Annotated in this window: 12 protein-coding genes; 9 read left to right on the top strand and 3 right to left on the bottom strand. The window is 62.0% G+C overall.

Going from position 1 to position 13,031, the window contains the following annotated elements; genetic code table 11:
• Positions 1 to 63 precede the first annotated feature (63 nt).
• The 3 genes from NKI29_RS11275 to NKI29_RS11265 all read left to right on the top strand — a co-directional run bounded on the left by NKI29_RS11275 (position 64) and on the right by NKI29_RS11265 (position 2,381).
• Entirely contained in the window at positions 64 to 585 is a 522-nt protein-coding gene (locus NKI29_RS11275; RefSeq protein ID WP_352636876.1) for a CoA-binding protein, read from the top strand.
• 159 nt (positions 586 to 744) lie between these two features.
• Complete coding sequence (locus NKI29_RS11270; protein WP_023674650.1) at positions 745 to 2,025, top strand: O-acetylhomoserine aminocarboxypropyltransferase; 1,281 nt, start codon at positions 745 to 747, stop codon at positions 2,023 to 2,025.
• A 5-nt stretch (positions 2,026 to 2,030) separates the two neighbouring features.
• Complete coding sequence (locus NKI29_RS11265) at positions 2,031 to 2,381, top strand: cupin domain-containing protein (RefSeq protein ID WP_352636877.1); 351 nt, start codon at positions 2,031 to 2,033, stop codon at positions 2,379 to 2,381.
• A gap of 22 nt (positions 2,382 to 2,403) precedes the next feature.
• Here the strand turns inward: NKI29_RS11265 and NKI29_RS11260 are convergent, their stop codons facing one another.
• Positions 2,404 to 3,651, bottom strand: coding sequence for a cytochrome P450 (locus tag NKI29_RS11260; protein ID WP_352796265.1), 1,248 nt, complete (start codon positions 3,649 to 3,651; stop codon positions 2,404 to 2,406).
• Between the two features lie 97 nt (positions 3,652 to 3,748).
• Here NKI29_RS11260 and NKI29_RS11255 point away from each other — a divergent pair, with 97 nt between their 5' ends.
• Positions 3,749 to 4,852, top strand: coding sequence for an NAD(P)/FAD-dependent oxidoreductase (locus NKI29_RS11255; protein ID WP_352755214.1), 1,104 nt, complete (start codon positions 3,749 to 3,751; stop codon positions 4,850 to 4,852).
• Positions 4,853 to 4,855: 3 nt separating this feature from the next.
• Here the strand turns inward: NKI29_RS11255 and NKI29_RS11250 are convergent, their stop codons facing one another.
• The gene (locus NKI29_RS11250; protein WP_352590600.1) at positions 4,856 to 5,446 is read right to left on the bottom strand and encodes a hypothetical protein; all 591 of its coding nucleotides are present in this window, start codon (positions 5,444 to 5,446) and stop codon (positions 4,856 to 4,858) included.
• A 347-nt stretch (positions 5,447 to 5,793) separates the two neighbouring features.
• Here NKI29_RS11250 and NKI29_RS11245 point away from each other — a divergent pair, with 347 nt between their 5' ends.
• From NKI29_RS11245 to NKI29_RS11230, 4 genes are all read left to right on the top strand, one after another.
• Positions 5,794 to 6,423, top strand: coding sequence for an ATP-dependent Clp protease proteolytic subunit (locus tag NKI29_RS11245; RefSeq protein WP_023674655.1), 630 nt, complete (start codon positions 5,794 to 5,796; stop codon positions 6,421 to 6,423).
• Between the two features lie 304 nt (positions 6,424 to 6,727).
• On the top strand, positions 6,728 to 8,002 hold the full coding sequence (gene clpX, locus NKI29_RS11240) for an ATP-dependent Clp protease ATP-binding subunit ClpX (RefSeq protein WP_006332719.1): 1,275 nt from the start codon (positions 6,728 to 6,730) through the stop codon (positions 8,000 to 8,002).
• Positions 8,003 to 8,285: 283 nt separating this feature from the next.
• Complete coding sequence (gene lon / locus NKI29_RS11235; RefSeq protein WP_023674656.1) at positions 8,286 to 10,697, top strand: endopeptidase La; 2,412 nt, start codon at positions 8,286 to 8,288, stop codon at positions 10,695 to 10,697.
• A 196-nt stretch (positions 10,698 to 10,893) separates the two neighbouring features.
• Positions 10,894 to 11,166 carry an HU family DNA-binding protein gene (locus tag NKI29_RS11230; RefSeq protein ID WP_023674657.1) on the top strand — a complete coding sequence of 91 codons (273 nt, stop codon included), beginning with the start codon at positions 10,894 to 10,896 and terminating at the stop codon, positions 11,164 to 11,166.
• Positions 11,167 to 11,254: 88 nt separating this feature from the next.
• Here the strand turns inward: NKI29_RS11230 and NKI29_RS11225 are convergent, their stop codons facing one another.
• Positions 11,255 to 12,277 (bottom strand): aldo/keto reductase, encoded by a 1,023-nt coding sequence (locus tag NKI29_RS11225; protein ID WP_352465572.1) that lies wholly within the window; start codon positions 12,275 to 12,277, stop codon positions 11,255 to 11,257.
• A 183-nt stretch (positions 12,278 to 12,460) separates the two neighbouring features.
• Between NKI29_RS11225 and NKI29_RS11220 the strand changes: the two genes are divergently transcribed.
• Positions 12,461 to 13,027, top strand: a complete 567-nt coding sequence (locus tag NKI29_RS11220; protein WP_352465573.1) for an SIS domain-containing protein — start codon at positions 12,461 to 12,463, stop codon at positions 13,025 to 13,027.
• The last annotated feature ends 4 nt before the right edge of the window (positions 13,028 to 13,031 follow it).

The following is a 13,031-nucleotide window of genomic DNA, read 5'->3' as shown; positions in this document are numbered from 1 at the left end:
GGCTCATCGCAAGCAACTGACGCGGCTGTTGGCACCTCACTCCGAAGCGCTGTATGACGAGGCATGAACCACGACGCCTACGACAACGCCTATATCGCCGGCATCCTCAATTCGGTGAAGACCATCGCCTTGGTCGGCGCGTCGGCCAACGATGTGCGGCCGAGCTATTTCGTGCTGAAATATCTGCTCGGCAAAGGGTTTTCGGTGTTCCCGATCAATCCCGGCCAGGCCGGCAAGGAGATCCTCGGCCAGATGACCTATGCCAGGCTCGCCGACGTTCCGGGACCTGTCGACATGGTCGACGTCTTTCGCGCTTCCGCCGCTGTGCCGGGCATTGTCGACGAGGTGTTGCGGCTCGATCCGCTGCCGAAAGTCATCTGGATGCAGCTTGGCATACGCCATGACGAGGCGGCGACGCGCGCAGAGGCTGTCGGCATCAAGGTGGTGATGAACCGTTGCCCCAAGATCGAATATGGCAAGCTGTCCGGCGAGATCGGCTGGACCGGCGTCAATTCCGGCGTGCTGTCGTCGAAGAAGCCGCTGATGCGGCCGGGGTTCCAGAGTTTCGGCGTTCGCCAGAAGTAGGTAATGAATGGTGAATGGTGAATAGAAGGATTTTTCTGGAAGGCCGGCAAGGCGGCATATGAGCCGCTTGCAATCAGGGTGGGGCTGGCCGACTTTGCCATTCACCATTCACCATTCACCATTCACCATTCACTATTCACCATTGAGGGAGGTTTTTCGATGGCCCGCACGCCCGGTTTCAACACGCTCGCCGTCCATGCAGGTGCCAAGCCGGATCCGGCGACCGGCGCGCGAGCGACGCCGATCTACCAGACCACCTCCTTCGTCTTCGACGATGCCGACCATGCCGCCTCGCTGTTCGGGCTGAAGGCGTTCGGCAACATCTACACCCGCATCATGAACCCGACCCAGGCGGTGCTGGAAGAGCGCATCGCGGCACTCGAAGGCGGCACGGCAGGCCTTGCGGTCGCCTCCGGCCATGCCGCGCAGGTGCTGGTCTTCCACAATCTGATGCAGCCCGGCGACAATTTCGTTTCAGCGACAAAGCTTTACGGCGGCTCGATCAACCAATTCGGCCACGCCTTCAAGAATTTCGGTTGGCAGGTGCGCTGGGCCGACACCAATGACATCTCGACCTTCGAGAGCCAGATCGACGACAGGACCAAGGCAATCTTCATCGAGAGCCTGGCCAATCCGGGCGGCGTCTTCGTCGATATCGAGAAGATCGGCGACATTGCCCGCAAGCACGGCCTGCCGCTGATCGTCGACAACACGCTGGCCTCCCCCTACCTGCTGCGGCCGATCGAGCATGGCGCCGACATCGTCGTGCATTCGCTGACCAAGTTCATCGGCGGCCACGGCAACTCGATCGGCGGCGCCATTGTCGACGGCGGCACCTTCGATTGGTCGAAGTCGGGCAAATATCCGATGCTGTCGGAGCCGCGCCCCGAATATGGCGGCCTCGTCCTGCACGAGACCTTCGGCAATTTCGCCTTCGCCATCGCTGCTCGCGTGCTCGGCCTGCGCGACATCGGCGCGGCGATTTCGCCGTTCAACGCATTCCTTATCCTGACCGGTCTGGAAACCTTGCCGCTCAGGATGCAGCGCCACTGCGACAATGCGGCGGCGGTCGCCGGATGGCTTTCCAACCATCCCAAGGTCGCCTGGGTGTCCTATCCCGGCCTGCCCAGCGACAAGAACAATGCGCTGCAGAAGAAGTACTCGCCGCTTGGCGCCGGCGCGGTGTTCACTTTCGGGCTGAAGGGCGGCTATGCCGCGGGCATCAAGTTCGTCGAGGCGCTCGAGCTGTTCTCGCACCTGGCCAATGTCGGCGACACCAAGTCGCTGGTCATCCACCCGGCATCGACCACGCATCGCCAGCTTTCCGACGAGCAGAAGATCAATGCCGGGGCAGGGCCGGACACGGTCAGGCTTTCGGTCGGCATCGAGGACGTCAACGACATCGTCGCCGATCTGGAACAGGCTCTCGCCAAGGTTTGATCGCCATGACCACGCCGAAATTTCTGTCCGTCGACATCGACGCCGTCGAAGCCGAGCATGGCGCACCGGCGCCGGATCGCCTGATTTCGGGCGATCCGAAATTCCGCACCTGGAATGTAGAGGAACAGGACGGCGGCCTTTATGCCGGCATCTGGGAAGCAACGCCCGGCAAATGGCGCATCGAATATGACGAATGGGAGTTCTGCCACATCCTGTCAGGGGTTTCGGTGATCGCCGAAGACGGCGGCGATGCGCGCACCGTCAGGGCAGGCGACAGCTTCGTGCTGAGGCCGGGCTTTAGAGGAAGCTGGGAAGTGCTTGAAACGACGCGCAAGGAGTATGTGATCAAGCTTTGATCACCCCTGCCGGACCGAATGCTCAGAAGTGTACGGCGAGCGTTTCCAGGCCGTGGAAATGATAGGTGTCGCGGAAGCGCGGCTGTTCGGCAAGATGCAGCTGCGGTAGCCGGTCGAACAAGGTTTTCAGCGACACCTGCAGTTCGAGCCGGGCGAGCGGCGCGCCGATGCAGAAATGGATGCCGGCGCCGAACGATACGTTCTTCTGGTCGGCACGGTCCGGCCTGAAGGCGAGAGGCTCGGCAAACGCAGTAGGGTCGCGATTGGCCATGCCGAGCAACAGCCCGATCGTCTCGCCCGGCTGGACGATGATCCCCGGCCCGGCCTCGACCTCGTGATAGGCGTAGCGCGTGAACATGTGCAGCGGCGCGTCGTAGCGCAGGCACTCTTCGACCGTCGCGGCTGTTGCTTCCGGTGAGGCGAAGAAGCGGCGCGGGTCGCCGCCTTGCGCAAGGATCGAGCGCACCGCATTGCCGGTCTGGTGGACAGTTGCTTCATGGCCGGCATTGAGCAAAAGGATGGCCGAGGATACCAGCTCGTCCTCCGACAGTTTCTGGCCGTCCTCCTGTGCCGCAATCAGCAGCGACAGAAGATCCTCGCCCGGCCTCTTTCGCCGCTCGGCGACGTAGCCGCGCAAAAAATTCGAAAAGTCGCGCGCGGCGCGATTGGCCGTGTCCTCCGTCTCGCGGGTGCGGCCATGCATGTACATGGCGACCATCTGATGCGACCAGTCGAGCAGCTGCGGCCCCATCTCGACCGGCACGCCGAGCATTTCCGCAATGATGGTGATCGGCAAGGGAGCGGCGAAAGCCGGCAGCAGGTCGACTCTTCCTGGTTCGAAACGGTCGATCAGCTCGTTGGCCAGCGCTTCGACACGCGGCCTGAGCCGCTCGACCTGACGCGAGACGAAGGCGCGGTTGACCAGCGTTCTGAGCCGTGTGTGGACGGGCGGCTCCAACTCCAGCATCGAATTGGCCTCGACACCGTCGAAGGCGCTGAGATGCGTGCGGTCCTGGCCGATGCCCCGGCTGTCCGGAATGCCGGCCGGGTTCTGGCGGCCGAAGCGGCGATCGCGCAGCAGCCGGTTGACGTCGTCGAAGCTGCCAAAGCACCAGAAACCAAACTCCTCCCAGAAGAAGGCGTTCGATGCGCCATGCAGGAAGGCATAGGCTTCGTAAGGGTTCTGGAAAAAAGCCGGTTCGTGCGGATCGAGCCGCAGGCGGCGGGAGGCTGGATCAAAGGCAAGATAGGGCGGCTTCAATTCGGTCATGCCAGATCATTAGCGCGGCTTGCCAGTCTGGTGCCAGACCGTATGTTGGCCCTCCCGTGAGGTGAGCCGCCGAAGCGGTTGCGGAAGGACGGTTTTCATGAATGTGATCGTGGTCGGTGCAGGCATTGCCGGGCTTTCCACGGCCTGGTCGCTGGTCAAGGCCGGGCACCTCGTCTCGATCGTCGAGCAGGGACCGATCCCCAATCCGCTCGCCGCCTCCGGCGACCATCATCGCATCATCCGCCGCGCCTACCGGGCCGGAACGGGCTACGGCCGGCTGATCACCGAAGCCTATGAAGCTTGGGATGAGATGTGGGCCGATCTCGGTGAAACCCATCTCGATCCGCGCGGCTTCATCTGTATTTCGCGCCAGCCGGGAGACGAGGCCGAGGAATACCGAGAAGGCATGGAGGCCGGGAACTACCCGTTCGAATTGTTCGAGCCGGACGCCGCGGTCGAACGCTGGCCGTTCCTGCAGCCCGGTTCATTCCGCTATGCGTATTTTTCGCCGGACGGCGGCGCCCTGCACTGCCGCAAGATCGCCTCGGGCCTCGCCAGATGGCTGCGCGCGAACGGCGCCAATGTCTACGAGAACAGCAAGGTGGTCGAGATCGACGCCGAGGCCGGGCATGTCGTGCTGGCGGGCGGCGAAACCATGCAGGCCGAACGGATCGTCGTCGCTGCCGGCGCCTGGGTGCTAAAACTGTTCCCGGAGCTGGATGGCGAGCTGAAAACCTGGCGCACCGCGCTCGCCTATGTCGAACCGCCGGCGGACCTGAAAGCGGTCTGGCAGGCAGCACCGGTCGTCCTCAACATCGGCGGCACTGTCGACGGCTATGCCATCCCGCCCTCGGGCGGGGCCGGCATGAAATTCGGCTCCGGCCTGCACAGGGTGCCGACCAGTGATGCCGACTGGAACCGCCAGCCGGTGCCGGGCGAGGGCGAGGCGATCCGCAACCTGTTTTCGCCGCCGATTGCCCGCATCGACGAGTATAAGGTCACCGACGTGGTCACCTGCGCCTATACATTCACCGCCGACGAGAAGTTTTTGGCCCACCGGAAAGGCAGATGCCTGGTCGTATCGGCCTGCTCCGGCCACGGCTACAAGTTCGGCGCGGCGGTCGGCAGAAGGGTTGCGGCCTGCGTCGGCAATGGCGATGTCGACGGCCTGAAGAAATGGCTCAGGGCCGAGGCGGCCTGAGCGCTAATACTGGCAATGCCTCGGAATATGCACGCGCCGCCAGCTCGACGAGCCCTCCCTGACCACCACGCGGCGAGCCACTGTCTGATAGGACGCCGGAATGTCGATGATGCGCCGTTGCTCCGGCCGCACGAGAACCTCTTCGGCGACGCTCTCGTATTCGGCGGGGAGGACAACGCGCCGCCGGCGTTCCGGCTCAACCACGACGATCTCGGCCACGCGTTCATAGCGCGCCTTGTGCCTGACCTTGCACAGCACCTTGCGGCCATCGATGATGCGCCATTCCCAGGAATAGCCGCCGTCATCGACCCTCACGGACCGGTAGATGGTGCGGGTGATGGCGGGCACGATCTCGTAGCTGACGCGCGCCGGCGCGATCTGCACCACGCGCTCACGCGTCCCGTAGATTGGCGCTTCATACTGCACCTGCTGGCCGGCTGGGCTGACGAGCACCTCCTCGTAGACGGTGTCGTAGACGGCCGGCCGATTGACCTGCTCGTAGCATTCGACCGCGCGTCCGCCGGCAGCCGTTTCGGACGCCATGCCGAGAACGCTGATGCCGGCAAGGGCCAAGGAAGCAACTTTCTTGATCATCGCACTCCCCCTGTTTGAACTGCGTGAAGCGAGTTCAACGTTGAATTGTAGGGTAAGCCGTGGCCGGAAAAAGCGGTTTCACCACTTTTCGTTAAGCGATGCGGTTAAGAAACTGCTAAACAACGGCCAAGCATGAGCGCCCCTTCCCACGGCAGGAGAGGGGCTGCCGGCACGGCGACAGGCGAAACTGGTTTGGAAACCTTGATTCGACTTAACCGGATGGCTAGGAGAGGCGGCCTTGCGCTAGGGTGAGCCGGCATCCTATTTACACAATAACGATCCAGAACCGATTCTGCCCGATTGCAAATCTCCGGCGCCGGAATCCCATCCTCAAAAAGGGATAGTCCATGAAGAACCCCGTCGAAACCTACATGAACCTCGTTCCGATGGTGGTCGAACAGACCAATCGCGGCGAGCGGGCCTACGACATTTTCTCGCGGCTCCTCAAGGAGCGCATCATTTTCATCACCGGCCCGGTCGAGGACGGCATGGCGACGCTGGTCTGCGCGCAGCTGCTGTTCCTCGAGGCGGAGAATCCGAAGAAGGAAATCAACCTCTATATCAACTCGCCCGGCGGCGTCGTCACCTCCGGCATGGCGATCTATGACACCATGCAGTTCATCAAGCCTGCCGTGTCGACGCTCTGCATCGGTCAGGCCGCCTCGATGGGCTCGCTGCTCTTGACGGCGGGCCACAAGGACATGCGCTTTGCCACGCCGAACGCCCGCATCATGGTCCACCAGCCTTCCGGCGGCTTCCAGGGCCAGGCTTCCGACATCGAGCGCCATGCCCAGGACATCATCAAGCTGAAGCGTCGCCTCAACGAGGTTTACGTCAAGCACACCGGCAAGAGCTACGATGAGATTGAAAAAACGCTCGACCGTGACCATTTCATGACTGCCGACGAGGCCAGGGATTTCGGCCTCATCGACAAGGTCATTTCGTCACGTGAGCCGGTCGAAGGTATTGCCTTATAGGCCCGCGGTGGCCCTGCGGTGGCAATGAGTGGCGGGATCACGCGCTTTTGGCGCAGCTTGCGGCATTTCGGCCACAATTGGCTGTTCCCTCGACGGGTGCAATTGCCTACGTTAAGGCTATGTTGATTTTCGACGGCTTAGCTTTGCGTGGGGTTGTTCGAATCATTGCCCCGTTTTCCGATTTGTGTTTCGTACGGAATGCGTTGCGGGAGCCGGGGCACTGGCGGCAGCGGATTCCCGCGATAGATTGAATATGCGCCCTTTCAACCAGACCATCGGCGGGCGGCCATGAAAGGACAGGAAAATGAGCAAGGTCGGCAACAACAGCGGTGATTCCAAGAACACGCTTTATTGCTCGTTTTGCGGCAAAAGCCAGCACGAAGTGCGCAAGCTGATCGCCGGGCCGACGGTGTTCATCTGCGACGAATGCGTCGAACTGTGCATGGACATCATCCGCGAGGAGAACAAGACCTCGATGGTGAAGTCGCGAGAGGGCGTGCCGACCCCACAGGAAATCCTCAAGGTTCTCGACGACTACGTCATCGGCCAGCCTTACGCCAAGCGCGTGCTGTCGGTGGCCGTCCACAACCACTACAAGCGCCTCGCCCATGCCGGCAAGAACAACGACGTCGAACTCGCGAAGTCTAACATCCTGCTGATCGGCCCGACCGGCTGCGGCAAGACGTTGCTGGCGCAGACGCTGGCCCGTATCATCGACGTCCCCTTCACCATGGCCGACGCGACGACGCTGACCGAGGCCGGCTATGTCGGCGAGGACGTCGAGAACATCATCCTGAAGCTGTTGCAGTCGGCCGACTACAATGTCGAGCGCGCCCAGCGCGGCATCGTCTATATCGACGAGATCGACAAGATCTCGCGCAAGTCGGACAATCCCTCGATCACCCGCGACGTCTCGGGCGAGGGCGTGCAGCAGGCACTTTTGAAGATCATGGAAGGCACTGTCGCCTCCGTGCCGCCGCAGGGCGGCAGGAAGCATCCGCAGCAGGAATTCCTGCAGGTCGACACCGCCAACATCCTGTTCATCTGCGGTGGCGCTTTCGCCGGCCTGGACAAGATCATCTCGGATCGCGGCAGGAAGACCTCGATCGGTTTCGGCGCCATCGTCGCTTCGCCCGAGGATCGCCGCACCGGCGATGTTTTCCGCCTGGTCGAGCCTGAGGATCTCTTGAAGTTCGGCCTCATTCCAGAGTTCGTCGGCCGTCTGCCTGTCCTGGCGACGCTGGAGGACCTCGACGAGCCGGCGCTGATCCAGATCCTGACCGAGCCGAAGAACGCGCTGGTCAAGCAGTATCAGCGGCTGTTCGAGATGGAGAATGTCGACCTGACCTTCCACGAGAACGCGCTCTCGGCGATCGCCAAGCGCGCCATCGAGCGCAAGACCGGCGCGCGCGGCCTGCGTTCGATCATGGAAGCGATCCTGCTCGACACCATGTTCGAACTGCCGGCGCTGGAAGGCGTGCGCGAAGTCGTTATTTCGGAAGAGGTGGTGTCAGGCAACGCCAGGCCGCTCTACATCTATTCCGAGCAGAAGGAAAAGAAGGGCAACGTCAGCGCCTGACGTGAGCCGGCAATGGATTTTTTTTCCGAAACGGCGCCGCAGGGCGCCGTTTTGCTGTCGCAGACCGCGTACGGCGCCGCGTAATGGCTGCGGATTGGAGGGACGGACCGTGTTGACCCTTGATCTTTACCCCCCGTGCCTCCAACTAATGGCAGAAGGCCGTGGTGCCGAATTCTGTGCTGTAAAACTCCCGTCACAAACGGTGGTAGGCGGAACGATCCCCGGTCGTTAATATGAGATTCGCGGTTGGCCGATTGGCAGCCGCGACATGAAAGGTTGGACAATGGCCAAATTATCCAAGGCTCCCAGCGACGGCGTCTTCGCAGTCCTCCCACTGCGCGACATCGTGGTGTTCCCGCACATGATCGTTCCGCTCTTCGTCGGGCGTGAAAAGTCGATCAAGGCGCTGGAAGAAGTGATGGGTCAGGAAAAGCAGATCCTGCTTGCGACCCAGATGAATGCCGCCGACGACGATCCGGAGCCCGATGCCATCTTTGACATCGGCACGCTCGCCAATGTGCTGCAATTGCTGAAACTGCCGGACGGCACCGTGAAGGTGCTGGTCGAAGGCGCCTCGCGCGCGAAAATCGTCGCGTTCACCGACCGTCCCGACTTCCATGAAGCCCGTGCTGCGGCGCTGGTCGAACCGGAGGAGGAAGAGGTCGAGGTCGAGGCGCTGGCCCGTTCCGTCGTCACCGACTTCGAGAACTACGTCAAGCTGAACAAGAAGATCTCGCCCGAAGTGGTGGGTGCCGCCAGCCAGATCGACGACTATTCCAAGCTCGCCGACACGGTCGCTTCGCATCTTGCCATCAAGATCCCCGAGAAGCAGGAGATGCTCGCCACGCTTTCCGTCAAGGAACGGCTGGAGAAGGCGATGGGCTTCATGGAAGCCGAAATCTCGGTGCTGCAGGTCGAGAAGCGCATCCGCTCGCGCGTCAAGCGCCAGATGGAGAAGACGCAGCGCGAATACTACCTCAACGAGCAGATGAAGGCGATCCAGAAGGAGCTCGGCGAGGGCGAGGACGGCCGCGACGAGGCCGCCGAGATCGAGGCGCGCATCAAGAAGACCAAGCTCTCCAAGGAGGCCCGCGAAAAAGCGGAAGCCGAACTGAAGAAGCTGCGGACGATGTCGCCGATGTCGGCTGAATCGACCGTCGTGCGCAACTATCTCGACTGGCTGCTGTCGATCCCGTGGGGCAGGAACTCCAAGGTCAAGCAGGATCTGGCCTTTGCCCAAAACGTGCTCGATACCGACCATTTCGGCCTCGACAAGGTCAAGGACCGCATCGTCGAATACCTCGCCGTGCAGAGCCGTCAGAAGAAGCTGAAGGGGCCGATCCTGTGCCTCGTCGGACCTCCCGGCGTCGGCAAGACCTCGCTCGGCAAGTCGATCGCCAAGGCGACCGGCCGTGAGTTCATCCGCATGGCGCTGGGCGGCGTGCGCGACGAGGCCGAGATCCGCGGTCACCGCCGCACCTATATCGGCTCGATGCCCGGCAAGGTCATCCAGTCGATGAAGAAGGCGAAGAAATCCAACCCGCTCTTCCTGCTCGACGAGATCGACAAGATGGGCCAGGATTTCCGCGGTGATCCGTCATCGGCTTTGCTCGAGGTGCTCGATCCCGAGCAGAATTCGACGTTCATGGACCATTACCTCGAGGTCGAATACGACCTGTCGAGCGTGATGTTCGTAACGACGGCGAACACGCTGAACATCCCTGCGCCCTTGATGGACCGCATGGAGATCATCCGTATCGCCGGCTACACCGAGGACGAGAAGATCGAGATCGCCAAGCGTCACCTGATGCCCAAGGTGATCCGCGACCACGCGTTGCAGCCGAAGGAATTCTCCGTCGGCGAGGACGCGATCCGCGGCATCATCCAGACCTACACCCGTGAAGCGGGCGTCAGGAGCCTGGAGCGCGAGCTGATGAAGCTCGGGCGCAAGGCGGTGACCGAGATCCTGAAGACGAAGAAGAAGACGATCAACATCACGGCGGACAATCTTGCCGATTATCTTGGTGTTCCGCGCTTCCGCTTCGGCCAGGTCGAGAGCGACGATCAGGTCGGCGTGGTCACCGGGCTCGCCTGGACGGAAGTCGGCGGCGAGCTGTTGACGGTGGAAGGTGTCATGATGCCCGGCAAGGGCCGCATGACCGTGACCGGCAATCTGCGCGACGTTATGAAGGAATCGATTTCGGCGGCGGCGTCCTACGTCCGCTCGCGGGCCATCGATTTCGGCGTCGAGCCGCCGCTGTTCGACAAGCGCGATATCCACGTCCACGTGCCGGAAGGCGCAACGCCCAAGGACGGACCGTCGGCTGGCGTGGCGATGGCGACGGCGATCGTCTCGGTGCTGACCGGAATCCCGGTCAAGGCCGATGTGGCGATGACCGGCGAGATCACGCTGCGCGGCAGGGTGCTGCCGATCGGCGGCCTCAAGGAGAAGCTGCTTGCCGCACTTCGCGGCGGCATCAAGAAGGTGCTGATCCCGGAAGAGAACGCCAAGGATCTGGCGGAGATTCCGGAGAACGTGAAGAGCGGCATGGAGATCATTCCGGTCTCACGGGTTGGCGAAGTGTTGCGCCATGCGCTGGTGCGCATGCCGGAACCGATCCAGTGGGTTGAACCCGTCAATGCGCCGGCCGTGGTCGATGTCGGGGACGAAGCTGGTAAATCGCTGGCGCATTAGCTCTTGCTAAAGTTGCAATGCACAAAGAGAGAGCCGGGCCTTGAGCCCGGCTTTTTCATGTGAAGAACCCCGGATTTCCGGGCTTTTTTCGACTTTCCCGGCGCTTTTCGACTTGGTTGCCGGAGCGCTTCTTTCTAAAGTCCGTTTCCTGCCGGATGAGTCGAGTGTTCCGGTTTTCTCATGGAAGGGAATTTTTATGAACAAGAACGAACTGGTGTCCGCTGTCGCCGATGCCGCGAGTATTTCGAAGGGTGACGCGCAGTCGGCGGTTGATGCGGTGTTTTCCGTCATCACCGGCGAACTGAAAAAGGGCGGCGATGTCCGGCTTGTCGGCTTCGGAAATTTCACCGTGTCACAACGCGCCGCGTCGACCGGCCGCAATCCGCAGACCGGTGCGGAAGTGAAGATCCCGGCGCGCACCGTGCCGAAGTTCTCGGCCGGCAAGGGCCTCAAGGACGCGGTCAACTAAGCGCCTCCTTAAGTCTTTCAGAGAAAAGAAAAGCCGGTATATCCGGTTTTTCTTTTCTGTGCCCGCAGCGTCGTTGGAAAAGGCGGCGCTATGCCGTCGGCGCGTCAGTGCGCATCAAGCCTTCCTTCTTGAGATCGGCCCACAGCGCCGATGGCGGTTTCGCGTCGAGCAGCGAGCGATTGCTTTCGACTTCGCCCGGCCGCTGGCCGCCGGGGATTACCGAGACGACCGAAGGATGCAGCAGCGGGAACTGCAGCGCCGCCTCGATCAGGCGCACGCCGTGGCGCTTGCAGACGGCCTCGATGCGGGTGACGCGGTCGATGATGTCCTGCGGCGCCTCCGAATAGTTGTAGTAGGCGCCGGGCTTCGGCCCGGTTGCCAGGATGCCGGAATTGTACGGCCCGCCGAGAACGATGCCGATGCCGCGTTGCTGGCATAGCGGCAGGAAAGACTGCAGCGCTTCCTGCTCCAGCAGCGTGTAACGCCCGGCAAGCAGGAACAGATCGAAATCGCCGCGCTCGGCCAGCGTCTGGGCAACCGGCCACTCGTTGATGCCGCCGCCGAACGCCTTGATCACGCCCTGGTCGCGCAATGCTAGCAATCCGTAATAGCCGGAGCTCATGAATTCCTGGATGCGCTGGTCCGAGGCTTCCTTGCTGCCATGGGTGAAGATGTCGACATCATGCACGAAGAGGATGTCGATGCGGTCGACGCCGAGTCGTTCCAGCGAGGCTTCGAAGGAGCGCATGACGCCGTCATAGCTGTAATCGTAGACCTCGCGGCGCGATGGGGTGTCGAAGAATTTGCCGATGCCGGTGCGCTGTTCCGGCGGGCAGGCGCGCATGATGCGCCCGACTTTGCTGGACAGCACGTAGTCGTCGCGCTTCTTCGAACGCAGGAACGGATTGAGTCGCGTTTCGGCTAGGCCCAGCCCATAGAGCGGCGCGGTATCGTAGTAGCGGCAGCCGACCCGCCATGCCGCCTCCAGCGTAGCATTGGCATCCTCGTCGGAGACGGCGCGGTAGAGATTGCCGAGCGGCGCAGTGCCGAAGCCGAGCTCGGTGAAGGTGATGCCGCCATTACCGATGCGGTCGAAATGCCGTGTCTTCATATGCTGTCGTTTCCTCATTTGGATTTGCCGTGACACTATCACGGCTGTAGCGCATCAAAAGCACTGCGTGTCGTTGGACACCGATTTTCGCGGTGATAGCATGAGTGAAAACAAGCTGTTCGGGGCAGAGGTGACTAAGATATTCAAATGGTTCTCCGGCACCTGCAAGCTGGTGCAAATGTTATGACGGACGCCGGCGAAAACCTGTTTGGGATTGCGCTGAACGAGCTTGGCACCGTGCTGGAGCGTATCGACGCAAGCCGCATCGACGCCGCTTGCGCCATCCTGGCTGGCGCGAAAAAGATCGTCACCTATGGCTGCGGCCGCGAGGCGCTGCAGGTCCAGGGTTTTGCCATGCGGCTCTACCATCTCGGTCTGCCGGTGTCGGTCGTCGGCGACATGACCACGCCGCCGCTGGGCGAGGCCGATGTCTTCCTCGCAAGTTCCGGCCCGGGTGAGACGTCGACCGTGCTGACCTTGATGCAGGTCGCGCGCGAGGCCGGTACCACAGTCCTGCTGCTCACCGCGCAAGCCGACAGCACTGCCGCGAAGCTGGCCGATTTCGCACTGCTTATCCCGGCTCAGACCATGGCCGACGACCAGGGTCCCGAAAAGACATCCGTCCTGCCGATGGGCTCGGTTTTCGAAGGCGCGCTGTTCGTCCTCTTCGAAGTGATGGTGCTGAAGCTCAGGGATCTGACCGGCGTCTCGCCGGAAGCGATGCGCGCCCGCCACACCAATATGGAGTAGGTGT

The organism is Mesorhizobium sp. M0678, from assembly GCF_040320505.1.
Lineage (GTDB): Bacteria > Pseudomonadota > Alphaproteobacteria > Rhizobiales > Rhizobiaceae > Mesorhizobium.
The sequence above is the reverse complement of the archived record's forward strand: the minus strand, read 5'-3'. Positions and strand labels throughout refer to the sequence as shown.